We start from the raw sequence: 24,797 nt of genomic DNA, 5'->3' as shown, positions 1-24,797 counted from the left end.
TTATTCCTCTTTTTCGTTAAACAAGTTTACACTCTTTACCCATTTGGTTTTCTTTTCAAACACAAACATATCTAACACCAACCATAGTATTCCTATACCTATAAACCATTGGAATTGGCTTTTGTATTCTGAAAATTGTTTAGACTCAAACTCCGTTTTTTTGGCTTTAGACAGCACTTCCATAATTTTATTTACAGAAGTAGCGGTTTTATTTCCATCCACATAAAAACCACTTGAAGTAGCCGCAATTTCTTGCAATACTTTTACATGCCTTTGTGTGATGACAACTTCACCGTTTTTATCCTTTTTTAATCCTTTTTTGTAACCGTTAATCATGTCTGGAATTACTCCTCCTTTTTCTGTTCCAATACCAATGGTGATGACTTTTATTCCCTCATCACCTAATTCTTTGGCTTTATCAACTGTATTTTCTTCGTGATCTTCACCATCAGATAAAATGACTAAATATTTATTGGTTTGTTCATCATTATCATAATAAGTCTTGGCCATATTTAAAGCTTCGTTAATGGCGGTTCCTTGACTAGAAACCATATCTGGCGAAGCATTTTTTAAAAACAATCTAGCGGCAGACTGATCGGTAGTAATAGGCAATAACGGATAAGCATTTCCTGCGTAAATAATAACTCCAACCCTATCACTCCCTAATTGATCAATTGTTTTAGAAATAATTTGTTTTGCTTTTTCTAATCTGTTAGGAGCAATATCTTCGGACAGCATACTTTTAGAAACATCTAAAGCAAAAACAATATCTACCCCTTCTCTCTTAACGGTTTCTAGTTTAGTTCCTATTTTAGGATTAACCAAAGCTATGACCAAAAAAGCAATACCTAAAGCTAAAAACAACCATTTTATAGTAGCTTTAAATGTTGAGTAATCTGGTGCTAATTTTTGTATTAAATAAACATTTGCAAATGCTTTTTGAGTTCTTTTTTGCCACCAAAATTTATATAGCAAAACAAATAACAATAAAGGAATTATTGCTAGTGCATAAAAATATATAGGTTCTTCTAATCTCTGCATTTTAATAATTAGTTTTTAAAGTTTGAAAGACCAAAATTTATAAAGTTGTTAATGTTATTATTAAGCGCATTAAACAATCTTACGTATATCTCCATTCCGTTCCCGTAAACCTTCTTTCTTTTTAACTTGTTACTTTCTAACTCACTTTTATATAAAGCTTTTAAACAACGTGTTTTTTAATAAATATTCTAAAACCAACAAGACCAAAGCAGCAATTACTAAATTTCTATATAACTCATCGTAATTATAATATTTAATATCTTCTATCACTGTTTTTTCTAGTTTGTCAATCTCCTCATAAATAGTTTTTAACTTGTTATTAGAAGTTGCTCTAAAGTATTTTCCTCCAGTTTCTTCAGCAATATAGTTTAGTAATTTTTCATCAATTTCTACTTTCATAGGTTTGTATATTAACTCCCCGTTGTAGTCTTTTGCATAAGGCATTTCTGCCATTCCGTTAGTTCCAATTCCTATGGTATATACTTTAATCCCCAATCCTTTAGCTAATTCTGTAGCCAACTTAGGATCTACTGAACCTGCTGTATTTACTCCATCGGTAAGTAAAATAATCACTTTACTTTTGGCGGTACTTTGTTTTAATCTGTTTACAGCAGAACCTAATCCCATTCCAATGGCAGTACCATCTGTAATTCCTCCGTATTCTATAGAGGAAATAGTTCTTTTTACAATAGATTTATCGGTAGTAATGGGTGTTTTGGTATAGCTTTCTCCTGCGTACAAAACAATTCCAATTCTATCATTAGGACGTTTGTCTACAAAATCTTCGGCAACTTCTTTTAAAGCTTCTAATCTATTGGGTTTTAAATCTCTAGCCAACATAGATCCAGAAACATCAGTAGCCATTACAATATCAATACCTCTATTTTTTTTACTTTTTGTAGTAACACCTACATTTCTTGGTCTAGCCAAGGCCACAATTAACAAGGTTAAGGCTAACAATCTAAACACCCATAAAGCTCTATAGATGTAATTATATATTCCCGGTTGTTGAATTGCTTTTGTTGAAGCTATAGAAAGTTTAGCCTGATTTCTATTTCTACTGATATACAACCAAAACGCTAAAATAGGAATGATGATTAATAACCATAAAAAAGCGGGCTGTGTAAATTCAAAATTACTGCTGTTCATCATCTTTTACTTCTTTCTTTTTAGATTCTACTAATTTATGTATGGTTTCTATAATTGTAGAGGCATTAGATTGATGTCCTTTAATTTCCATTTCAATAGGTTTTTGTTTGGCAAACTTTACAAAATCTGCTTGAGATAATAAATCTCTAAGCGTTTCTAAAGTATCCTTATCTAAGCCTAATTTTTGTTGTTTATTTTCGGTATTTAACAAACTCATCAACTCTTCGGTTGTAGTTTCTAATGCTTGAATAAACAATTCATTACCTATATATTTTCTGACAATATCTGTTAATTCAGAATAATATTCTTTAATCTGATTATTTTGCCATAACTGCTTTTTCTCTAAATCTTTTAACTCTTTAGTAGCTTCTATGTATGGAGGAATCACAATTTTCTTTTCTTTAACAGGTTCTTTTTTGTTACGGAACAAAAAGTACAATCCAATCATAAAAGCAATAACAGCCAAACCAACATATACATAGTTTTTAATTCTGTACCACCATTCTGCCAAGGTGTAACTTTCTTCTTCTTGACCTTTTACAGTATAAAACTTAGCTAATTTTACGGTATCTACTGGAATTGTAGCTACGTTTACCAATAAAGAATCGGTAAAATAAGCTTTGGCATCAATAAAAACTTGTTGTTTTTTAATATAAAAAGCACCGCTATCAAAACCCGTAATTAAATACTTTTTATACAATTTATCTTGTATGGTATCTACGGGAAATTCTTCGGCAACAACTAAACTATCTAAGTTTTCTAATTTTGGAAAAATTACTTTTTTATTATTTGGAGCAGATATGGTATATGTAATTTGCTCTCCAATTCTAATATTTGTAGTATCTGTTTTTACACTTATTGATGGTTCGCTCTGTGCCATGACAGTCAAACCTATACATAAAAAAAGACTTGTAATGATTTGCTTCATTTTACCCTCGTTGTTTAAAATACGTCAATAATTTTTTTACGTAATTTTCTTCTACACGACTGCTTAATACTCCTGCACCACTCTTTTTAAAAGCGTTTTCAAAATTATGTTTCCAATGTAAAAATTGTTGCTGATATTGATTTCTCACCTTTTTAGAAGAAGTATTAACCAAAGTTGTTTGTCCAGATTCTGCATCTACCATAGGCACCAATCCTATTTTTGGTAAAGTTTCATCAAACTGATCGTAAATTCTAATTCCGGTAACATCGTGTTTATTGGCTACAATTTTTAAAGTTTGCTCATAACCATCATTCATAAAATCTGATAGTATAAAAACAATGGCTTTTTTCTTTAATACATTGGACATATATTTTAAAGCCGTGTTGATATTTGTTTTATTGCTTTTAGGCTCAAACTCTATCATTTCTCTGATGATACGTAACACGTGACTTTTTCCTTTTTTAGGTGGAATGTATAATTCAACATCATCAGAAAAAAGCAACAACCCTACTTTATCATTATTTTGAATGGCCGAAAAAGCCATAGTCGCAGCAATTTCTGTAAGTGTTTCTCTTTTAAATTGCTCTTTAGTTCCAAAGTTTCCAGAACCACTAATATCAACCATTAACATCATGGTTAATTCACGTTCCTCTTCAAAAACTTTTACATAAGGCTCGTTATAACGCGCTGTTACATTCCAATCTATGCTACGGATATCATCACCAAATTGATATTGTTTTACCTCGCTAAAAGTCATACCACGTCCTTTAAAAGAACTGTGATATTCTCCTGAAAAAATATGATCGGACAAACGACGTGTCTTGATCTCTATTTTTCTTACTTTTTTTAAGATTTCTTTGGTATCCATATTTTTTTAGTACTGAGTACTGAGTACTTAGTATTGAGTATCTTACTTTGTACTTAATACTATATACTCTGTACTAGATTTAAGGTACTTCTACTACGTTTACTATTTGGTTTACAATATCTTCTGCAGTTACATTTTCTGCTTCTGCTTCGTAAGTAATTCCAATACGGTGACGTAAAATATCTAACACAACCGCTCTTACATCTTCTGGAATCACATATCCTCTACGTTTGATGAATGCATGACATTTAGCTGCTTTGGCTAAAGAAATACTACCACGAGGAGAAGCTCCAAAAGAAATTAATCCTTTTAAGTTTTCTAATCCATATTTTTCTGGATAACGAGTAGCAAAAATTAAATCAAGAATATATTTTTCAATTTTTTCATCCATATAAACCTCGTTTACCACTTTACGAGCATTGATAATTTGCTCTAAAGAAACTACAGGATTTACTTTTTCATATGCCCCCGATAAGTTTGCTCTCATAATTAATTGCTCCTCTTCTAACTTAGGATAATCAATCACTACTTTAAGCATAAAACGGTCTACCTGTGCTTCTGGTAAGGTATATGTTCCTTCTTGATCTACTGGGTTTTGAGTTGCCATTACCAAGAAAGGTTCGTCTAACTTAAAAGTTTCATCACCAATAGTGATCTGACGTTCTTGCATGGCTTCTAACAATGCTGATTGCACTTTTGCTGGAGCACGGTTAATTTCATCTGCCAATACAAAGTTTGCAAAAATAGGCCCTTTCTTAATAGAAAAGTCATTTTCTTTCATGTTGTATATCATGGTTCCAACCACATCGGCTGGTAATAAATCTGGGGTAAATTGAATTCGACTAAACTCCCCATCAACCGCTTTTGCAAGCGTATTAATAGCTAAAGTTTTTGCCAAACCTGGAACTCCTTCTAATAAAATATGTCCGTTCCCTAGCAAACCAATCAACAACCGGTCAACCATGTGTTTTTGACCTACAATAACTTTGTTCATTTCCATGGACAATAAATCCACAAATGCACTTTCTCTTTCGATTTTTTCGCTGATAGCTCTTACGTCTACTTCCATTGTTTTATAAGGTTTTATTCTTAATACAGTTGTGTTTTAATCAATTTGTGTACCAAAATACAATAATGTATGGAATATGGCTTATTTGTCAGTTTATAATAAACAAAAAAGAGTCAAAAAAAATTTTTGACTCTTTTTAAAATTGAATAAAACTATTAGTTTACATAAGTAAATCTAGTTTCTTTATTTCCTATAAATACTTTAAAATCTCCCTCTTCGGTAACTCTTTTTAAATTTTTATTTACAAAAGATAAATCGGTTGCTTTTAATGTAAAAGTTACCGTTTTGGTTTCTCCTTTTTTCAGACTTACTTTTTTATACTTTCTTAATCTTTTTACAGAAGGAGCAATACTTGCAAATTCATCATTGGTATATAATTCTACCGCTAATTTTCCATCTCTATTTCCGGTATTAACAACCTCAACAGAAACCTCTATTGTTTCATTTCCTTTTAAAATATTTGATGATAATTTGATCTCCGAATATTCAAAAGATGTATAGCTTAAACCATGACCAAAAGCCCATTGAGCATCATAATCAACCTGTTTTACCACATTTGGTTCTACTTCTTTTAAAGCCTCTGAAAATTTATGATCATATGTCAAAATATCACCTGTATAACGAGGATAAGAGTAGGGTAGTACTCCACTTGGGTTTACTTTACCAATAATAATTTCTGCAATTGCTTTTGCTCCTTGGCTACCTGGCCAATAGGCTTGTAGTACTCCTTGAATTTTATCTACAAAAGAACTAATGATTCTTGGTCTACCTTCTGTTAAAACTAAAATCACTTTTTTATTAGTTGCTATTGCAGCATTTGCTAATGCAATTTGATTGTTGTCAAGAGTTAAATCATTAATTACTCCTGGAGATTCTGCATAAGCATTTTCACCTAAACACAATACAATATAATCAACTCCTTTGGCTGCATTTTGTAAAGCTTTTAACTCAAAATTTTTAGAATTATTAAAACCATTAACCGATATGTTTTTTACATTATTCACACCAAACTCTTGCTCCAATGCTTGGGCAATGGTTATTTCTTGTTTAGGGTATTTGCTTTCATCATCTCCTTGCCAAGTATAAGACCAACAACCATTTAAATTAGCTAAAGAATTGGCTCCAGGCCCAGCAACTAAAATTTTACTGTTTTTAGATATTGGCAAAACATTATCCTCGTTTTTTAATAAAGTAATAGATTCTCTTGCTGCATCTAATGCTGATTTTTTATATGATGACCCTCCAAAATTTTGAACAGCTTCTTTCTCAGGATAAGGATGATTAAACAAGCCTAATTCAAATTTTAATTTTAAAATTCTACCCACAGCCTCATCTATTCTTTGCATAGAAACACCTCCTTCATTTACCAATTCTACCAAATAAGTAAAGAAAGAATAATCTCCTGGTACCATAGACATGTCTATCCCTGCATTTACTGCTATTTTTACTGCTTCTTTAGGAGTATTAGCTATTTTATGCTTGGTGTGTAAACGAATAATATCTTCCCAATCAGAAACAGCAACTCCATTAAAGCCAAATTGATCTCTTAAAACCGTTTTTAACAAATACTCATTAGCATGACCAGGAATTCCGTTTACGGATCCTGAATTTATCATAATAGTTGATGCTCCTGCATCTATAGCAGCTTTAAATTGAGGCAAATAATATTCCCATAATTCAATATCTGGAATATAAGCAGGGGTTCTATCTTTTCCTGACCTTGGCCCAGAATAACCAACAAAATGTTTCATACAAGAAGCTACAGCAGTTTGATTCTTTAAACCATCTTCTTCATATCCTTTAACAGTTGCAACTCCCATATTGGTAACAATAGTTAAATCTTCTCCAAAAGTTTCTGGAAAACGAGGCCACAAGGGTTGACGACCGATATCAAAAACAGGATCGAAATTCCAACGAATTCCAGAAGCTCTCACTTCTTTTGCAGTAATTTTAGCTCCTTCTTTAACAATATCATCATTACGAGTAGCAGCCAAACCAATATTGTGTGGAAATAGTGTAGAATTTACAGTATATGTTGCTCCATGAATAGCATCAATTCCGTATAAAACAGGAATTTTATTAGGGGTTTTCTGAGCTTCATCTTGAATTTGTGTCAGTAAATTATGCCAAGTAGGCAAATCATAAGCAGTACTAATCACATTTAACACAGATCCTACTTTGTAATCTACAATAGCTTCTTTAATTTTTTTAGTAGGAATTTTTGTGTGTTGATCAAAAGTATTGGTTGTTAAAAAAGTAGACAAAGTGATTTGAGTCATCTGACCTATTTTTTCTTCTACAGACATGATTTTTAGTAGACTATCTACTTTATTGTCTATATTATTTTTTTGAGTAGTTGTTTTTGTTTTACAAGAAAACAACAAAACAGAAGTAAGTAGGGTAGCTACAACAGTTTTTATACGTTTCATTATTAGTTAGTTTTAAAAACTCTAAAATAACGTATATAAAACTAAAATTTAAAAAAATTATGCTTCGGATGATTTTAAATATTCTTTAATCTCAAAATTACCGTTAACCAACTCTCCATAAGTAAAATAAGTAATCCAATCTCCTGTATTTACATATTTTGAATTTTTAGGTAAATCATAAATCATAGGTAAGTGTCTATGACCAAAAACAAAATAATCGTAATGCTTTTGTTCTAAAATTTCTTTACAATACAGTATTAAATATTCTTTGTCTTCTCCTAAAAAATGTACATCTTCTTGACCAGAAACTGTTTTGTTTTCTAGAGATAAATATTTTCCAAAACTAATGGCTAAATCTGGATGTAACCATTTAAATAACCAATTACAAACAGGGTTTGTAAATATTTTTTTAATGAATTTATAACCTCTATCTCCTGGGCCTAATCCATCTCCATGACCAATTAAAAAAGTTTTTCCTTGTAGTGTAAATTCTTTGGGTTCGTGATATACAGGAATTCCTAATTCTTTTTCAAAATAATCTTTCATCCATAAATCGTGATTCCCAACAAAAAAACGAATATCGATACCTGCATCTCTTAATTCTGCTAATTTTCCAAACAATCTAATATATCCTTTTGGGACCACGTGTTTGTATTCAAACCAGAAATCAAATAAATCTCCTAGTAAAAAAATAATATCTGCATCGTGCTTAACAGTATCTAACCATTGCACAAATATTTTTTCTCTTTCCAAACTTTTTTCAGGAGTGGGCGCTCCAAAATGTTGATCGGAAGCAAAGTAAATTTTCTTAGTATTCAAGGTTATTGATTTTGTTCTAATGCAATTACTTTTAAAATATACGGATCTCTTTTCTGAATTAATTGATAATAAACTTCATCACTCATTAAACTATTTGCAAAATTTTCTTTTAGCAAATCATCTACTAATTCTTGATTATTAAATTTATAAGGAACTATATATTTATCAAATTCATTTTTAATCTCTGCTGTAATTTTAAAATCTTTGATGAAGTTACTGTTATTATAAACTTTTAATTCATCTCTATGATTATCAATATAACTATATACAAAATTGTTAATCATATTTAATTCAGCAAAATTAACGCTATTAAGCGTGTCTAAAGGAATAAAAACATCTGGAGTAATTCCACCGCCACCATAAACCAATTTTCCTTTTGGAGTAGTGTATTTTAAAGAATCTATCACTTTAATACTGTCTTTATTAAACAGCTCTCCGTTTTTATATCTGCTTAGAACTTCATTTTCATAACCATCTTCATCACCATAAGGTTTTTGAATAGAACGACCTGTAGGAGTGTAGTATCTGGCAATGGTTAACCTCATGGCAGAACCATCATTAAAATCTAATTCTTGTTGTACCAATCCTTTTCCAAAAGTTCTACGACCAATAATGGTTCCTCTATCATTATCTTGCAAAGCTCCAGAAACAATTTCACTTGCCGATGCCGAATTTTCATCTACCAAAACATAAATATGTCCTTTTTCAAAAGAACCTTTACTAGTGGCTACTGTATTTTTTTGACGTCCTTTTTTGTTTTTTGTATAAACAATTAGTTTTCCATCGGCTAAAAATTCATCAGAAATTTGGTCGGCAATATGCATATATCCACCAGGATTTCCTCTTAAATCTAAAACCAAATCTTTAATTCCTTGTTCTTGTAATTTGTTTAAAGCTGTTTTAAATTCATCATAAGAAGTCATGGCAAAACGAACCAATTTAATATACCCTAAACTATCTGTTATTTTGTAGGCAACAGGAACGCTTTTAATAGCTACTTTACCTCTTGTGATGTTAAAATCTATTGTTTTATCGTTTCCAGGTCTAAAAACTTTAACTAAAACCTGACTATTTTCTTCCCCTTTTAATTTAGAGACTACATCTTCTGAAGTAATATTTTTACCGTATAAAGTATCTTTATCGGCCATAATTAATCTATCTCCAGCTCTTAATCCTGCCTTTAAACTTGGACCATCTGGAATAACTTTAACTACTACAACAGTATCTTTTTTAACCACAAACTGTACTCCAATACCTACAAAATTTCCATTCATAGTTTCTTGAGTATAGGCCTGAATTTCTTTAGGAACGTAAGTAGAGTGGGGGTCTAACTTATCTAAAATATCAGAAATAACTTCATCGGTAATTTTTTCAACATTTACATCATCAACATATTCGCTTTCAATAAATTTTAAAACCGTGTTTAATTTACCGTTAGAAGTATTAGAACTTACAGGATAAAAAGTTCCTGTGTTTTTTACGTTAAAAAAACTACCTATAATAATTCCTAAGGCAATAGAAATTCCTATAAATAGTGGAAGGTTATTGTTTTGCTTCATCAATATCTAATTTCAATAATTCAACACCTGCTTTTCTTAAAAAATCAATCCCAGTGGTGTCTTTATATTCATTTGCGTAAACTACTCTATTAATTCCAGATTGATGAATTAATTTACTACAATCCTTACAAGGAGATAAAGTAATATACAAAGTAGCGTCTTTTGTAGATTGAGTTGAAGAAGCCACTTTTAAAATAGCATTAGCCTCTGCATGTAACACCGTCCATTTGGTGTCATAATTATCATCTTCACAACAATTCTCAAAACCAGTTGGTGTTCCATTATATCCATCAGAAATAATCATACGGTCTTTTACAATTAAAGCACCTACTTGTTTTCTTTTACAATGTGACAATTTTGCCCATTCAAAAGCCATTCTTAAATATGCAGTATCATACTTTAATTGTTTTTCATCCAACGTAGTAATCATATCAACCTGTTTTTAGAAGTATTTTGTACAAAAATAGTATCTTATTGCTACAACTTAACAAAAAATTAGATATAAATGGATAATATTGCATTAGCTATAAAATTATATCCAATGAAATATTTATTATCCCTATTATCAATTGCTGTTTTAACTTCATGCAATACCCAAACCAAAAATAAAAAAGAACAAACAACTACTACGGCACCTATAGAACAAATAGAAAACAATGCCAATACTAAAAACGAAGTTTCTGCAGATACTTCTAAAATGATTTATTTTAAAGGAGGAAATATTACCATTGGAGCTAACGATAGAACCCCTATTGAAACCCCTGCTTTTAGTAAAGAAATAGCTCCTTTTTATTTAGATACTTATTTGGTTACTGTTGCTGATTTTAGAAAATTTATAGAAGCTACAAATTATGTTACCGAAGCTGAAAACTATGGAGATTCTGGTGTTTTTGATTTTAAAAACCTCCGTTGGGAATTATTAAAAGGAACTTATTGGGAATATCCTTTAGGACCTAATGGTGAAAAAGCTATTGATAATCATCCTGTAACCCATATCAGCTGGAACGATGCTACAGCTTATGCTAATTGGGCTGGAAAAAGATTACCAACAGAATACGAGTGGGAATTTGCTGCTAAAAATGGAGAAAACATTAAATATCCTTGGGGAAACACTGTAAGCGTTGATGGTAAACCAATGGCTAATATTTGGGATGGTAAAACCATTCAAGATCAAAAAGTAGAAGATGGTTATTTTTACACTTCGCCAGTTGGAACTTTTCCTAAAAGTAAAAGCGGTCTTTATGATATGGTAGGAAATGTTTGGCAATGGACAGCTACAACTTTTGCTCCTTATAGTAATGAAATTCCTTACAATAAAAGCGAGCAAACTAAAGTTACTAGAGGTGGTTCTTTTATGTATGATGAGGCTTTAGAATTAAGTTACACTACTACTTTTAGAGGTCAAAACACTGTAGATTCTTCTATATTTAATATGGGATTCAGATGTGCAAAATCTGCAGAATAATAAAATAGTTGTAGCGTTTTAGGTTAAAAAACTAAAAACCATCAACAAAAACCATCAACAAACTTGAAGCATTTATTTTTACTTTTAACATTTACAATTATCCTTGTTTCTTGTAAACAAAAGGAGGAGAGTTCCTATCAAAAAATAGATCCTAATGCTATTTTTACCAATACAGATAGTATTCCAAACAAACATTATGTAGGAAGTCAAAAATGTAAAGAATGTCATCCTAATCAATTTAAAGATTGGGAAGGATCTCATCATGATAAATCTATGCAAAAAGCCAATAGACAAAGTATTATTGCGCCTTTTAATGGAGAAGTTTTTAAGAGTCAAGGTGTTACTTCTACCTTTTTTCAAAAAGAGGGAAAATTTTATGTAAACACCGAAGGACGTGATGGAAACAATCATGATTATGAAATTATTTACACTTTTGGATTAACACCTCTTCAACAGTACATTGTTTTATTTCCCGATGGACAATACCAATGTTTAAGAACTGCTTTTGATGTACAAAAAAAGAAATGGTTTGATTTATATCCAGACTTTAAAGTAGTTCATAAAGAATGGTTGCATTGGAGTAGAGGAGGACTGAATTGGAACACCATGTGTGCCGATTGCCACAGTACCAATGTAAAGAAAAATTACAACGAAAAAGACCATAGCTACAATACCAATTACGCCATTATTAACGTAAGTTGTGAAGCTTGTCATGGACCAGGAAAAGACCATGTAAAAAACGCTCTTGTAGAAGGAAACAATTACAAAAACGATGGTACCATGCAAATGGTTGGTTTAGGCTCTAAAGAATTGGTAGATGCTTGTGCACGTTGCCATGCCAGAAGAGAAAACATCAGTTTACACCACACACCACAAGGAACATTTTTAGATCATTATTTTCCTCAATTAATTACCGAGCCTATTTATCATGCCGATGGTCAAATTTTAGATGAAGACTATGTGTATGGTTCTTTTGTACAAAGTAAAATGTATCACAATGGTGTTAGTTGTAAAGATTGTCACAACCCACATTCTACCAAACGTAAATTTGATGATAACAGATTGTGTATGCAATGCCATGATGGAGCTACTTTTAATGTAGAAAGTCATCACAAACACAAAATGGGAACCGAAGAAGCTATGTGTATTAACTGCCATATGCCTGGAAAATATTATATGGGTAATGATTTTAGAAGAGATCATAGTTTTAGAATTCCTAGACCAGATTTAAGTTTAAAGTATGGAACTCCAAATGCATGTGCAGGATGTCATAAAGATAAAGACGATCAATGGGCGTATGATAACTTTGTAAAATTATATGGAGAACCTAAAAAGAATCATTTTTCTGATAAACTAGCACCAGGAATTAAAGGTGAAGTAGGAGGAAGAGATAGTTTGATGATTTTAGCTCATGATACTATTTATCCTAACATAGCTAGAGCTTCGGCAGTATCAAACCTTAGAAATTATGGAGGACAAATTAATGTATCTGAAGTATTAAAATTTTTAAAAGATGATTCTCCTATGGTAAAAGCTGCTACTGTAGATTTATTAGCAGATTTAAACTTAGGTACAGAGCATTACAAAGCTGTATTACCTTTATTAAAAGATGCTAAAAGATCTGTTAGAGTAAAAGCTTTTTTTACTTTAAGTAGTGTTCCTTATTCTAAAATTCCAGAAGAGTATAAAGATTTTTACAACAAAGTAAAGGTTGAATTTGCCAATTATTTAAAAGCTACAGGAGAGTTTTCTGGTGGTAGAATGAAACGTGCTCAATATTACTTAAACAAAGGAAAAACAGAAAATGCAATTCATACTTTAGAAGATGCTTTAAAATTAGATCCTATTAATAATATTGTACGAACTACTTTGGCTAATTTATATTATCAAGTAAAGGATTATAAAAAGTCTGAAGAAGCTTATAAAACCATTTTAGAACAAGAACCTGGTTATGGTTTAACCAATTATAATTACGGTTTGTTGTTAAATGAATTAGGACGACCTAAAGAAGCTATTATTCAACTAGAGCAAGGACTTAAATTTATGCCAGAAAATGATAGAATTGCTTATAACTTATCATTGTTATATTATAAAAATAAGCAAACTAAAAAAGCAATTACAGTGTTAGACACACAATTAAAAAGAAGTGAAAACAATGCTGATTTAATTTATTTGATGGCTTATATACACAATGAAACCAATCAAAAAGTAAAGGCTAAAGAATATGCTAAAAAACTGATTGAAATTGATCCAACAAATCAGCAATATCAAAACTTTTACAATATTTTAAATCAATAAAAATGTTACTTGAATTGTTATTTACTTTTTTGGTTTTAGGAATTGTTTTTTGTTCTACAAAAGCCTTTGTTTGGTTTGCCAGAAAAAGAATAAATGCCATAAATTACATGAACAAAAACCAACACAATCCTTGGTTTAGAATATTAAAAAAACATAAGTTTTAACATAAAAAAAAGCCTCTGAAAATTCAGAGGCTTTTTTATTTATTAAATTCTTGTAATTAGCAACCACAAGCTATTTTATCTACTCTATTTTGGTGACGACCTCCTTCAAATTCAGTATTTAAAAAAGTTTCTACCATTTCTATAGCTTGTTCAACCGCAGTAAAACGAGCAGGAATACACAATACATTAGCGTTGTTATGTTGTCTTACTAAAGAAACAATTTCTTTTGTCCAACACAATCCAGCTCTTACGTTTTGATATTTATTAGCTGTCATAGCTACACCGTTTGCAGAACCACAAATTAAGATTCCAAAATCTACTACTTTGGTATCTACATCACTAGCAACTTTATGAGCGTGATCTGGATAATCTACACTATCAAAAGTATCAGTACCATAGTTTACAACTTCAATTCCTTTTTTTTCTAATAAGGCAACAATGGCTTTTTTATAATCTGGACCAGCATGATCGTTTCCGATAGCTATTTTCATAATATTCATTTTATAATTTAACAGCAAATTTACGCAAAAAAAGACTATAATTCTGCGTTGGTTCTTACTCTACGTTTTCTTACACTATATCTTCTTACAATTAAACGAGATCCTTTGTTATAATTGGTGTAATTATATACCCAACTAATAAAAATAACCAATCTGTTTCTAAACCCAACTAAAGACATTAAGTGAACAAACATCCATATAAACCAAGCAAAAAATCCTCCAAACTTTAATTTTTTAATATCGGCTACAGCTTTGTTTCTACCTATGGTTGCCATAGATCCTTTATCCTTATAAACAAAAGGTTTTAAACCATCTTGTCCTTTTAAAATTTTAGAAAAGTTTTTAGCTAAATTATTTGCTTGTTGAATAGCTGGTTGAGCTACTTGCGGATGTCCTCTTGGATAATCTTTAGATTCCATTAACGCTACATCACCCAAAGCAAAAACATCTTTAAATCCTTTTATTTGGTTAAACTCGTTTACAAAATATCTTTGACTACGAGGTTCTGAACATTCTTCTGCAAAACCATCAATTCTGTTAGCAATAACTCCTGCAGACCAAATTAAAGTACGTGTAGCAAATTCTTTTCCATCTTTAGTAGTGGCTAATTTTCCATCGTATGAAGTTACTATAGTGCTAGTGTGAATTTGTACTCCTAATTCTTTTAAAAATTTAGTAGATTTTTTTGAAGCGTGTTCACTCATAGGAGGTAAAACTCTATCAGCACCTTCTAATAAATTAATCTGCATTAATTCTGGATCTAAATCAGGAAAATCTAGAGGTAACACACTCTTTTTAAACTCTGCAATAGCACCTGCTAACTCAACTCCAGTAGGACCAGCACCAACAATTACAAAGTTTAATAAAAACTTTTGAGTTTCTATATCTGTTTCTACAGTTGCACGTTCAAAATTTTGTAATATTAAACTACGTAAATTCAATGCCTGAGGAATGGTTTTCATTGGCATTGAGTGTTTTTTTATTTCTTTATTTCCAAAATAATTGGTTCTAGTACCTGTGTTGATGATTAAATAATCATAAGACAACTCACCAATATCAGCTTTAATTATTTTGTTATTTGGATCTATTTCTTTGACATCAGCCAATCTAAAATAAAAATTTTGTTGCTTTTTAATAAACATCCTTAAAGGATAAGCAATAGAATCTGACTCTATACCACTAGTAGAAATTTGATATAATAAAGGTTGAAAAGCATGGTAATTATGCTTGTTTATCATTACCAGTTGAATAGGGAGTTTTCTTAATCTTTTTACCAAATTAAGACCAGCAAATCCTCCTCCAATAACTACAACTCTTGGCAAATCTGATTTAGGTACATTCATGTTAATTATTTATTAGAAAATGCAAAAATACAAAATGGTAATGCTTATTAATGTATGTATTTTGTGTTTTTAATATAAACAACTCATATACAGATAAATACATATTATCATATCTTTAATAAAATTGAATTTTGTTTATAAAGTTTACATTATTAACACTTATTAACAGCGTATATAATAACTTATCTAAAAAACCTTAAAAATCAAGTAATTATAAAAACCTTAAAAATGTTAATAACATGTGGTTAAAAAAAGCAAAGTAAATTTTGATTTTAAGGTTAAAAAAACAATACAAGAGAGGAGTAATACAAAGCAAATTTATTTACCAAAAAGTTACCAACGGTTATTAACAATTTATTCACGGTTTATCAATAATTTAAAATTCCTTTTTTATCACCAAAAAATGTAAAAAAACGGATATTAACAACTGTGGATAACTACTACTAATTCCTTATTTATAAACTCCTTATAAATTTAATAAGTTGTTAATAAAGTTAAATTAACGTAAAGTCAAAATTAAATTAAATCTATTTATTGTATAAATCAACAGCTAATAATACCCTATAATTTGTTTTATAAATTTTAAAAAAGAAAAAATTAGATATTATATAAGTGTTGATAAGCTTTACAGAAATTTTATAAAGCTTAAACAACACTTCTTGTTATTTGCTGTACCTTTAACCTAGAAAATAAAACTATATGCCAAGAAGTAAAAAGAAAGGTATTTTTAAGAAAAAAGGAGGAGTGGTTAAAGATCTTACTCGTAAGGTTTTTAAAGTGTTGAATGAAAATAGTGGAAACCCTTTAAACTATAAACAAATTGCTGCTAAGCTTGGTTTAGAAGATCATGCTGCTAAACAACAATTATTGTTGAAGTTAGAAGAATTAAAAGCTCAGAAAAAAATTAAAGAAGAAGATAGAGGTAAATATATTTTAGATGCTTCTAAAAACTATCATATTGGAACTTTAGATGTTACTAGTTCTGGAAACGCTTATTTTATTTGTGATGATTTTGAAACCGATGCTTTCATCAATAAAAGTAGTGTTAACGGAGGTTTAAATGGAGATACTGTTAAAGCTTATGTTTATAAACGTAAACAACGTAATAAATTAGAAGCAGAAGTTGTAGAGGTTTTAGAGCGTAAAAAATCTGAATTTGTAGGAACTTTACAGTTAAGTGCCAGATTTGGTTTTGTAGTGGCTGATGACAGATCTATGAATAATGATATTTTTATTCCAAAAGATAAAATTGGAACTGCTGTTGATGGTGATAAAGTAGTGGCTAAAATTACCGATTGGTCTGGAGATGCAAAAAATCCTTTTGGAGAAATTACTAGAGTTTTAGGACAAGCTGGTGAACACAATACAGAAATTCATGCCATTTTAGCAGAGTACGATTTGCCTTATGAGTTTCCACCTGAAGTAGAAGCTGCTGCAGAAAAATTAGATGTAACTATTACCGAAGAAGAAATTAGCAAACGTAGAGATATGAGAGATGTGTTAACATTTACCATAGATCCACGTGATGCCAAAGATTTTGATGATGCTTTGTCTTTTCAAAAATTAGAAAATGGAAATTATGAGATTGGAATTCACATTGCTGATGTTTCTCATTATGTTGCCGAAAATTCTATTTTAGATGAAGAAGCTTACAACCGTGCAACTTCTGTTTATTTGGTAGATAGGGTAGTACCTATGTTGCCAGAAATGTTATCAAATGGAGTTTGTTCTTTACGTCCGAATGAAGAAAAATTAACGTTTTCTGCGGTGTTTGAGTTGAATGATAAAGCAGAAATTAAAAAAGAATGGTACGGAAGAACTGTTACTTATTCTGACAAACGATTTGCTTATGAAGAAGCGCAAGTAGTGATAGAACAGCCAGAAGAAAAAATCCATACCATTCCGGCTGAAATTTCTATTACTGATGAAGCTTACGAAGTAGATCCTAACATATCCGAAGCCATTTTAAAAATGGATGTTTTGGCAAAAATTATGCGTGGTAAACGTATGAAATCTGGAGCTTTGGCTTTTGATAAAATTGAAACCAAATTTAATTTAGATGAAAATGCCAATCCAATTGGGGTTTTCTTTAAAGAATCTAAAGATGCCAATAAATTGATTGAAGAATTTATGTTATTGGCTAACAGAAAAGTAGCCGAGTTTGTTGGGAAAACCAAAGCTGGTGCTGCCAAAAAAACTTTTATTTATAGAACGCATGACGAACCTAATGTTGATAAATTAGAAGCATTAGGAAATTTGGTTCAAAAATTTGGATATGCAATCAATACCAAATCTAGAAAATCCACTACGGCATCTTTAAATAAATTGTTGAGTGATGTGCATGGTAAAGCAGAATCTAACATGGTAGAAACCTTAACTATACGTACCATGAGTAAGGCAGAATATACCACAGAAAATATAGGACATTACGGTTTGGCTTTTGATTATTATAGTCATTTTACATCACCTATTAGACGTTATCCTGATGTGATGGCACATAGATTATTACAACATTATTTAGATAAAGGAAAATCTGTATCTGCAGAAGAGTACGAAGAAAAATGTGCCCATTCTTCAGAAATGGAAATGTTGGCTGCCAAAGCAGAACGAGATTCTATTAAATACATGCAGATTAAATACATGCAAAACTTTACAGGAAAAGCTTTTAAAGGAGTTATTTCTGGAGTTACTGAGTGGGGGATTTATGTAGAAGTGATGGAAAATAAATGTGAAGGAATGGTAAGAACTAGAGATATTACCAGTGATCATTTTGTTTTTGATCAAGATGAATATGCTTTAATTGGTAGAAAATATGGTGAAATTTATAGGTTAGGGGATGAAGTTTGGATTAAAGTAAAAAATGCCGATTTAGAACGTAAACATTTAGATTTTTATTTGATTGAGGAATAGTTTTTGATATTCTTGTTTATTCAAATCAAAATAATTTTAGCAATATGAGGCAATTGTTTTTATTACTGTTTATCTCAAACATTATTTTTGCTCAAGACTTAAAAAAAGATTTAACATCATTTAAATCTATTAACATTAGTAGCGCTATGCAAGTTGAATTAATTTCATCAGATAGTTGTAAAATTGAAGTTACTGGTAAAGATTTAGAAAAATTATCCATCAATAATCTTGAACAAGAATTAAAATTATCTACATCAATAGATAAAAAATTTAAAAGTGACTTAAGAGTTAAAATTTATTATCAACCAGGTTTGAGATATTTAAAATTGGCCAATTTGGTTGAACTAAGTTCAAAAGATACTATAAACGAAAAATTTTTAGAAATAGAAGCTGTTAACAATGTTAAAGCTGTTTTAAGCGTAAAAACTGAAGATTTTATAGCAAACCTAAGCTTAGGTAGTAATTTTGTCTTAAAAGGGATTACAGAAAGTCAAAAAATTAAGGTTGGAAGCAAATGTTTTTACGATGCTTTTAATTTTAAAAGTAAAAAAGCTTTTGTAGAAGCTAAAGCATCTCAAGTAGGAATTAACGTAAGTGAGTTTTTAGATGCCAATGCTAAATTTAAAGCTGAAATAGTTTATATAGGAAATCCATACTCAGTAAACGAAAAAACTTTCTTAGGAAAAGTTATACGTAAAAAGGATTAGTATAAATTAATTTCATTATTATTTATTGTATATTTGTCAACGATTTAAAATTTATTAAAATGAATGTTTTAAATATATCCCTAGGAATAATGGGAATGAATGAGTGGATTATTATAGCAGTAATAGTATTATTATTGTTTGGAGGTAGAAAAATTCCTGAGTTGATGAAAGGACTTGGTGGTGGAATTAAAGAATTTAAAAAAGCTACCAAAGAAGAAGACAACAAAAAAGAAGAAGACAATAAATAATTATTGTTTCTTATTTAAAAAATATACCTATTCGAAAGAGTAGGTTTTTTTATTTATATAAATGACTAATATAGATATATTAAAAAAATCTTTTCAAGATTTAAAAGGGTTTTGGAGTACAGCATTATTAGCATCAATGCCTTTGAGTTTATTGCCTGTTTTTATTCAGTACGATAAAACTATTGGGATGTTATTATTACTTCTTTTATCTGGTGCTTTAAGGGCTGGGGTATCAAAAGTAACTTTATGTATTGCAAGTAAACAACCAGTAAAACTTAATTATATTTTTGATGGATTTAACTATTTTAAACATTCATTAGGTGTTTTTTTACTTTCTATGTTATTTATTGCTTTAGGATTGATTTGTTTTATAGTTCCAGGAATTATTATTGCTATTTGGCTATCTCAATCTTTCTTTATTTTAGTAGAAAATCCAAACTTAGAACCTTTAGAAATCTTTAAGTTAAGTAAAGAAATGATTAAAGGTAACGAGATTAAGTTGGTATACTTATTCTTAATTTTTGTACTAATATCTGTTGTATTAATCCTTTTAAACTTGGTTTTATTAACCTTGTTAATTGCTCCGATACAATATGTAGTTTTTGCTAATTTTTACAATAGTTTAAAGAAGTAATTTTTAGCCATTTTGTTTTCATAACTTTGTTAAGTTATGGTAAATAAGATATTTAGCTATTTTTTTTTACTCAGTAGTTCATTATTTAGTCAAAGTCCAATTGGTTTTATAGATAACTATTCTGGGATACAAACCGTATTGCTTAATCCTGCCAACATCTTAGATACACCTTATCAATATGATGTTAATATACTTTCTTTTAATGCCAATGCAGGTAATAATTATTATTCCTTAGATCCTTTTAAAGTTTTAGGTGATTTAAATTTTGGTCTAAATGATATTAAACCTACTTATAGTGCTTATAAATACAATAGAAAATTAGAGTCTAGTTTTGGAATAGGAAACATCAATAAATATTTAATATCCAAAAGTACATCTGAAAACAGTAATTTTTATGGAAATGCTGTTGTTTTAGGGCCTTCTTTTTTATGGACTATTAATAATTATAATGCTGTTGCGTTTTCTAGTAGTATTAAAACATATGGTCATGCTTTTAATTTAAATACCAAATTATACAATCAAATTTTAGATAAGATGTTTGTAAATAAGGATTTTGATTCTAAAGATGAATTAAATGAGTTTATGAATCAATTAGCTATAAACAGTACCAATTCTTCACAAGTTTTTTCGTGGGCAGAAATTGGTTTTTCTTATGCAGGAATAGCAAAACAAACTGCTAATGATTTTCTAAAATTTGGTTTTACCTTAAAACTTTTAAGAGGTATCAGAAAGGTTGCTGTTTATTCTGATGATTTAAAATTAGATTTTAATTATGATGAAGATGATCCTGAAAACAGTACTTTAAATTTTACAGGTAAAGCAACCAATTCTTATTCACGTTTGGGAGCAAATTTTGGAATGGGATTAGATTTTGGTTTTGTTTATGAAAAAAGAAACAAAACATTTCCTATTAATTTAAGAGATGATAATGGAAGTGTTTATTATAGCAAAGCCCCATATTCTTATAAAATAGGAGTGGCAATTACCGATTTAGGTTTTTTAAAATATAATAATGTTAGGACAAATTCAGAAAATCCAAATCTGATTAATGTTAATTTGGATAGTGAAAATTACACTTTTAACATTAGAGATTATATTCATATTACTTCGTTAAAAACTACAAGTCAAACTTATTTTTTACCCACCACCGCAAGAATAAATGTTGATTATAATATTTTAAAAAATTACTTTATCAATTCAAATGTTGATGTTTATATGTTGAGCAATAGCAGTAGAAAACAAATAAAATATATATCAAATTTTGTTGTTAGTCCTCGTTACGAATCTAAACATTTTTCTGCTTTTTTACCTGTAAGTATTAATAGGTTTGGAATTTTTAAAGCAGGAATTGGTTTTAGAACAGGATATTTTTTTGTTGGTAGTTCATCATTATTTACGAACCTAACTACTTATTCTAAAGAAGGTGATTTTTTTTTAGGGATAAAAATTCCTGTGTACAATAAAAAAGTAAATAAACAATATAAAAATTCTTTGGATTATCAGCTTATCCACCCTCCTAAATTAAAAGAAAAGCAGATAAGCAATTGATAAAGTTATTCTTTTGTTTTATTAGAACTCTCTTTAATTTTATTGGCAGCAACTAAACTTGTAACCATATCATTTAACATACTACTAGCTGCATTTGGGTTGTTAGGTAATAAAATTAAATTACTGTTACTTTCAGATCCTATAGATTGTAATGTATCGTAATGTTGGGTGATAACAATTAATGCAGAAGCTTCTTGACTGTTAATTCCAGCTTTGTTTAACACATCTACAGATTCTTCTAAACCACGAGCAATTTCTCTACGTTGATCTGCAATACCTTTTCCTTGTAAACGTTTGCTTTCGGCTTCACCACGGGCTCTTTCTACTATAGAAATACGTTGCGCATCTCCTTCAAATTGAGCGGCAATTTTTTCACGTTCTGCAGCATTAATTCTGTTCATTGCTGCTTTTACTTGTGCATCAGGATCTATATCTGTTACTAAAGCTTTTACAATGTCATATCCGTAACTTAACATAGCTTCTTTTAATTCTCTTTTTATGGCTAAAGCAATGTCATCTTTTTTCTCAAAAACATCATCTAACTTCATTTTAGGTACTTCTGCACGTACGACATCAAAAATATATGCTGTTATCTGGTCATGCGGATTTTGTAATTTGTAAAAAGCATCTTCTACTTTTTCTCTTTGAATTTGAAATTGTACTGATATTTTCATCTGTACAAAAACATCATCTTTGGTTTTGGTTTCTACCAATACATCTAATTGCTGAATTTTTAAACTAACTCTACCTGCAATTTTATCAATAAAAGGAATTTTAAAATTTAAACCCGCTTGTCTCGTTCCTACAAATTTTCCAAACCTTTCTATAATAGCTGTGGTTTGTTGTTTTACTGTAAAAATTCCTAACACTAATATAATGACGATTAGTGCTACTATTGTATAAGTTGATATCATGATTTTTTTCTTTTAAAGATACTGTTTTATAAACAAAAAAGCCCTGAGTTTTAACTCAGGGCTTTTATTTTTTCAATGTTGTAATTAAGCTAATTTTTCAATTGCATTATCAATTCTTAATAAGCTTTTTTCTTTACCTATCATTTCAATAATATCAAATAGGTGAGGACCTTTCATTTCTCCAACAATACATAATCTTAAAGGAGGCATTACTTTTCCAAATCCTAATTCTTTTTCGGTTAGATATTCTTTAACTTTTGTTTCAATGGTTAAACTTGAAAAATCTTCAATTTCTTTAATGATTTCTTTAACCTCTAACATAATATCTTTGGTATCTGGCTTCCATTGTTTTTTGGCTGCTTTTTCATCGTATGATGTTGGATTCACAAAATAGTAATCTGCTAAATCCCATAAATCTTTTGTAAAAACTGCTCTTTCCTTCACTTGAGAAACTACTTTTGTAACAAAGCTTAAATCAAAATCTTTTAATTCATTTTGATATAATTTTACAAATTCACTTGCTATTTCATCGTCATTTTTCTCTTGCATGTATTGCTGATTAAACCACTTAGTTTTATCTGCACTAAATTTAGCTCCCGATTTAGAAACACGTTTGATATCAAATTCTTTTACCAATTCTTCTAAAGAAAATATTTCTTGCTCTGTTCCAGGATTCCATCCTAATAAGGCTAACATGTTTATAAAAGCATCGTTAAAATAACCATCTTCTTTATATCCTCTAGAAACTTCATTGGTTTCTTGGTTTGTATATTCTAATGGAAATACTGGGAATCCTAATTTATCTCCATCTCTCTTACTTAATTTTCCTTTACCAACTGGTTTTAAAATTAACGGTAAGTGTGCAAATTTTGGAGCAATCCAACCAAAAGCTTCATATAATAAACTATGAAGTGGAAGTGAAGGTAACCATTCTTCACCACGAATTACATGACTTATTTGCATTAAATGATCATCTACAATATTTGCTAAATGATAGGTTGGCATCCCATCAGATTTAAACAAAATTTTATCATCTAAAGTATTGGTATCAATAATTATTTCTCCACGAATCATATCATCCAAAATCAATTTTTGATCTTTTGGAGTTTTAAAACGTATTACATATTTATCTCCATTAGCCAATTTTTGATCAACTTCTTCTTTAGATAAATGGATAGAATTGTTTAAGGTTTCACGTGAAACGTTGTTATAAACAAAAACTGATTTATTTTCTTCTGCTTCTTTTCTTAAAGAATCTAATTCTTCTGCAGTATCAAAAGCATAATATGCTTGGTTACTTGCTACCAAAGCATCAGCATATTTTTTATAAAGATTTTTTCTTTCTGATTGTCTGTATGGACCAAATTTTTCGTTTTTTCCTGGACCTTCATCAAAAGGAATTCCACACCAATCTAAAGCATCAATAATATATTTTTCTGCATTTGCTACATACCTAGTTTGGTCTGTATCTTCAATTCTTAATACAAATGTTCCATTGTTTTTTTTAGCAAATAAATAATTAAATAATGCTGTTCTTACTCCTCCAATATGTAAAGGTCCTGTTGGACTTGGTGCAAAGCGTACACGTACATTTTCCATGATGGTGATTTTTAGAATTGTTTGGTTGTTTTTATTGCTTGCAAATATACTTTATCTCTTAAATTATTAATTATATATACTTTATTTTATTGTGTATTATGGTATTATCCTTTTTACTACCTTTGCAAAACTAAATTTGGTATATGATTGTTTTTAATTATGAAACTGATTTTGAATTAGTTAATGAAGAAAAATATAGTTCTTGGATCTCTGAAACTATTGCTAACGAAGGTTTTGAAGAAGGAGATATCAATTATATTTTTTGTGATGATGAATATTTACATAAATTGAATGTAGAATTCTTAGATCACGACACTTTAACTGATATTATTAGTTTTGATTATACTATGGGTAAACTAATTTCTGGTGATATTTTTATTTCTGTAGAAAGGGTAAAAGATAATGCCAAGGATTTAAAAATTTCTTTTGATGAGGAATTACCAAGAGTTATTATTCATGGTGTTTTGCATTATTGTGGTTTTAAAGATAAGACCGATGAGGATGCTAAACAGATGCGTTTAAAAGAAGAACAATATATAACTGTTTTAGAAAAATAAATTTATTGTTCCACGTGGAACAAAAATCAATATTGATGTTTTTATCAA

The 24,797-nt window shown here is 29.8% G+C and carries 21 protein-coding genes; 8 read left to right on the top strand and 13 right to left on the bottom strand.

Features of this window, described 5'->3' with window-relative positions; genetic code table 11:
- The 9 genes from AXE80_RS13610 to AXE80_RS13570 form a co-directional block, all read right to left on the bottom strand.
- Positions 1–1,041 (bottom strand): vWA domain-containing protein, encoded by a 1,041-nt coding sequence (locus tag AXE80_RS13610; protein WP_083194685.1) that lies wholly within the window; start codon positions 1,039–1,041, stop codon positions 1–3.
- 147 nt (positions 1,042–1,188) lie between these two features.
- A complete protein-coding gene (locus AXE80_RS13605) occupies positions 1,189–2,190 on the bottom strand; it encodes a vWA domain-containing protein (RefSeq protein ID WP_068828303.1) in 1,002 nt (333 codons plus the stop codon).
- Positions 2,177–3,118, bottom strand: coding sequence for a hypothetical protein (locus tag AXE80_RS13600; RefSeq protein ID WP_068828301.1), 942 nt, complete (start codon positions 3,116–3,118; stop codon positions 2,177–2,179). The genes AXE80_RS13605 and AXE80_RS13600 overlap by 14 nt, the downstream gene beginning before the upstream one ends.
- Before the next feature lies 1 nt (position 3,119).
- Positions 3,120–3,986, bottom strand: a complete 867-nt coding sequence (locus AXE80_RS13595; RefSeq protein ID WP_068828299.1) for a DUF58 domain-containing protein — start codon at positions 3,984–3,986, stop codon at positions 3,120–3,122.
- Between the two features lie 79 nt (positions 3,987–4,065).
- Positions 4,066–5,055 carry an AAA family ATPase gene (locus tag AXE80_RS13590; RefSeq protein WP_068828297.1) on the bottom strand — a complete coding sequence of 330 codons (990 nt, stop codon included), beginning with the start codon at positions 5,053–5,055 and terminating at the stop codon, positions 4,066–4,068.
- 155 nt (positions 5,056–5,210) lie between these two features.
- Complete coding sequence (locus tag AXE80_RS13585) at positions 5,211–7,484, bottom strand: glycoside hydrolase family 3 N-terminal domain-containing protein (RefSeq protein WP_068828296.1); 2,274 nt, start codon at positions 7,482–7,484, stop codon at positions 5,211–5,213.
- 57 nt (positions 7,485–7,541) lie between these two features.
- Entirely contained in the window at positions 7,542–8,303 is a 762-nt protein-coding gene (locus AXE80_RS13580) for a UDP-2,3-diacylglucosamine diphosphatase (RefSeq protein ID WP_083194683.1), read from the bottom strand.
- A gap of 2 nt (positions 8,304–8,305) precedes the next feature.
- Positions 8,306–9,862 carry a S41 family peptidase gene (locus AXE80_RS13575; protein ID WP_068828292.1) on the bottom strand — a complete coding sequence of 519 codons (1,557 nt, stop codon included), beginning with the start codon at positions 9,860–9,862 and terminating at the stop codon, positions 8,306–8,308.
- Positions 9,846–10,292, bottom strand: coding sequence for a deoxycytidylate deaminase (locus AXE80_RS13570; protein WP_068828290.1), 447 nt, complete (start codon positions 10,290–10,292; stop codon positions 9,846–9,848). The genes AXE80_RS13575 and AXE80_RS13570 overlap by 17 nt, the downstream gene beginning before the upstream one ends.
- Positions 10,293–10,367: 75 nt before the next feature.
- Between AXE80_RS13570 and AXE80_RS13565 the strand changes: the two genes are divergently transcribed.
- Together AXE80_RS13565 and AXE80_RS13560 are read left to right on the top strand one after the other, a co-directional pair.
- Positions 10,368–11,327 carry a formylglycine-generating enzyme family protein gene (locus AXE80_RS13565; protein WP_083194682.1) on the top strand — a complete coding sequence of 320 codons (960 nt, stop codon included), beginning with the start codon at positions 10,368–10,370 and terminating at the stop codon, positions 11,325–11,327.
- A 63-nt stretch (positions 11,328–11,390) separates the two neighbouring features.
- Positions 11,391–13,625, top strand: coding sequence for a tetratricopeptide repeat protein (locus tag AXE80_RS13560; RefSeq protein WP_068828282.1), 2,235 nt, complete (start codon positions 11,391–11,393; stop codon positions 13,623–13,625).
- Positions 13,626–13,845: 220 nt separating this feature from the next.
- Here AXE80_RS13560 and rpiB read toward each other — a convergent pair whose 3' ends face one another.
- Complete coding sequence (gene rpiB, locus AXE80_RS13555) at positions 13,846–14,280, bottom strand: ribose 5-phosphate isomerase B (protein ID WP_068828279.1); 435 nt, start codon at positions 14,278–14,280, stop codon at positions 13,846–13,848.
- Between the two features lie 44 nt (positions 14,281–14,324).
- Complete coding sequence (locus AXE80_RS13550; protein ID WP_068828278.1) at positions 14,325–15,632, bottom strand: NAD(P)/FAD-dependent oxidoreductase; 1,308 nt, start codon at positions 15,630–15,632, stop codon at positions 14,325–14,327.
- A 699-nt stretch (positions 15,633–16,331) separates the two neighbouring features.
- On the opposite strand from AXE80_RS13550, the gene rnr reads away from it, so the two are divergent.
- The 5 genes from rnr to AXE80_RS13525 all read left to right on the top strand — a co-directional run bounded on the left by rnr (position 16,332) and on the right by AXE80_RS13525 (position 21,679).
- Positions 16,332–18,542: a ribonuclease R gene (gene rnr, locus AXE80_RS13545; protein WP_068828277.1), complete on the top strand. Its 2,211-nt coding sequence runs from the start codon at positions 16,332–16,334 to the stop codon at positions 18,540–18,542.
- Positions 18,543–18,586: 44 nt separating this feature from the next.
- Positions 18,587–19,249 carry a GIN domain-containing protein gene (locus AXE80_RS13540; RefSeq protein ID WP_068828276.1) on the top strand — a complete coding sequence of 221 codons (663 nt, stop codon included), beginning with the start codon at positions 18,587–18,589 and terminating at the stop codon, positions 19,247–19,249.
- Positions 19,250–19,308: 59 nt separating this feature from the next.
- Positions 19,309–19,497, top strand: a complete 189-nt coding sequence (locus AXE80_RS13535) for a Sec-independent protein translocase subunit TatA/TatB (protein WP_068828274.1) — start codon at positions 19,309–19,311, stop codon at positions 19,495–19,497.
- A 61-nt stretch (positions 19,498–19,558) separates the two neighbouring features.
- Positions 19,559–20,131 carry a DUF975 family protein gene (locus AXE80_RS13530; protein WP_068828271.1) on the top strand — a complete coding sequence of 191 codons (573 nt, stop codon included), beginning with the start codon at positions 19,559–19,561 and terminating at the stop codon, positions 20,129–20,131.
- Positions 20,132–20,167: 36 nt separating this feature from the next.
- Positions 20,168–21,679 (top strand): DUF5723 family protein, encoded by a 1,512-nt coding sequence (locus AXE80_RS13525; protein ID WP_068828268.1) that lies wholly within the window; start codon positions 20,168–20,170, stop codon positions 21,677–21,679.
- Positions 21,680–21,684: 5 nt separating this feature from the next.
- Here the strand turns inward: AXE80_RS13525 and AXE80_RS13520 are convergent, their stop codons facing one another.
- Together AXE80_RS13520 and gltX are read right to left on the bottom strand one after the other, a co-directional pair.
- Positions 21,685–22,593, bottom strand: a complete 909-nt coding sequence (locus AXE80_RS13520; RefSeq protein ID WP_068828266.1) for an SPFH domain-containing protein — start codon at positions 22,591–22,593, stop codon at positions 21,685–21,687.
- 84 nt (positions 22,594–22,677) lie between these two features.
- Positions 22,678–24,192 carry a glutamate--tRNA ligase gene (gene gltX / locus AXE80_RS13515; protein WP_068828264.1) on the bottom strand — a complete coding sequence of 505 codons (1,515 nt, stop codon included), beginning with the start codon at positions 24,190–24,192 and terminating at the stop codon, positions 22,678–22,680.
- Between the two features lie 143 nt (positions 24,193–24,335).
- Between gltX and ybeY the strand changes: the two genes are divergently transcribed.
- Complete coding sequence (gene ybeY / locus AXE80_RS13510) at positions 24,336–24,749, top strand: rRNA maturation RNase YbeY (protein WP_068828262.1); 414 nt, start codon at positions 24,336–24,338, stop codon at positions 24,747–24,749.
- The last annotated feature ends 48 nt before the right edge of the window (positions 24,750–24,797 follow it).

It is taken from the genome of Wenyingzhuangia fucanilytica (genome assembly GCF_001697185.1).
GTDB lineage: Bacteria > Bacteroidota > Bacteroidia > Flavobacteriales > Flavobacteriaceae > Wenyingzhuangia > Wenyingzhuangia fucanilytica.
The sequence above is the reverse complement of the archived record's forward strand: the minus strand, read 5'-3'. Positions and strand labels throughout refer to the sequence as shown.

Bases quoted from the DNA above. Each gene is read 5' to 3' on its own strand.
- ybeY (WP_068828262.1), top strand. From the start codon at position 24,336: ATGATTGTTTTTAATTATGAAACTGATTTTGAATTAGTTAATGAAGAA.
- AXE80_RS13590 (WP_068828297.1), bottom strand. From the start codon at position 5,055: ATGGAAGTAGACGTAAGAGCTATCAGCGAAAAAATCGAAAGAGAAAGT.
- AXE80_RS13525 (WP_068828268.1), top strand. From the start codon at position 20,168: ATGGTAAATAAGATATTTAGCTATTTTTTTTTACTCAGTAGTTCATTA.
- rnr (WP_068828277.1), top strand. From the start codon at position 16,332: ATGCCAAGAAGTAAAAAGAAAGGTATTTTTAAGAAAAAAGGAGGAGTG.
- gltX (WP_068828264.1), bottom strand. From the start codon at position 24,192: ATGGAAAATGTACGTGTACGCTTTGCACCAAGTCCAACAGGACCTTTA.
- AXE80_RS13600 (WP_068828301.1), bottom strand. From the start codon at position 3,118: ATGAAGCAAATCATTACAAGTCTTTTTTTATGTATAGGTTTGACTGTC.
- AXE80_RS13550 (WP_068828278.1), bottom strand. From the start codon at position 15,632: ATGAATGTACCTAAATCAGATTTGCCAAGAGTTGTAGTTATTGGAGGA.
- AXE80_RS13530 (WP_068828271.1), top strand. From the start codon at position 19,559: ATGACTAATATAGATATATTAAAAAAATCTTTTCAAGATTTAAAAGGG.
- AXE80_RS13520 (WP_068828266.1), bottom strand. From the start codon at position 22,593: ATGATATCAACTTATACAATAGTAGCACTAATCGTCATTATATTAGTG.
- rpiB (WP_068828279.1), bottom strand. From the start codon at position 14,280: ATGAAAATAGCTATCGGAAACGATCATGCTGGTCCAGATTATAAAAAA.
- AXE80_RS13565 (WP_083194682.1), top strand. From the start codon at position 10,368: ATGGATAATATTGCATTAGCTATAAAATTATATCCAATGAAATATTTA.
- AXE80_RS13610 (WP_083194685.1), bottom strand. From the start codon at position 1,041: ATGCAGAGATTAGAAGAACCTATATATTTTTATGCACTAGCAATAATT.
- AXE80_RS13540 (WP_068828276.1), top strand. From the start codon at position 18,587: ATGAGGCAATTGTTTTTATTACTGTTTATCTCAAACATTATTTTTGCT.
- AXE80_RS13605 (WP_068828303.1), bottom strand. From the start codon at position 2,190: ATGAACAGCAGTAATTTTGAATTTACACAGCCCGCTTTTTTATGGTTA.
- AXE80_RS13535 (WP_068828274.1), top strand. From the start codon at position 19,309: ATGAATGTTTTAAATATATCCCTAGGAATAATGGGAATGAATGAGTGG.
- AXE80_RS13595 (WP_068828299.1), bottom strand. From the start codon at position 3,986: ATGGATACCAAAGAAATCTTAAAAAAAGTAAGAAAAATAGAGATCAAG.
- AXE80_RS13585 (WP_068828296.1), bottom strand. From the start codon at position 7,484: ATGAAACGTATAAAAACTGTTGTAGCTACCCTACTTACTTCTGTTTTG.
- AXE80_RS13570 (WP_068828290.1), bottom strand. From the start codon at position 10,292: ATGATTACTACGTTGGATGAAAAACAATTAAAGTATGATACTGCATAT.
- AXE80_RS13575 (WP_068828292.1), bottom strand. From the start codon at position 9,862: ATGAAGCAAAACAATAACCTTCCACTATTTATAGGAATTTCTATTGCC.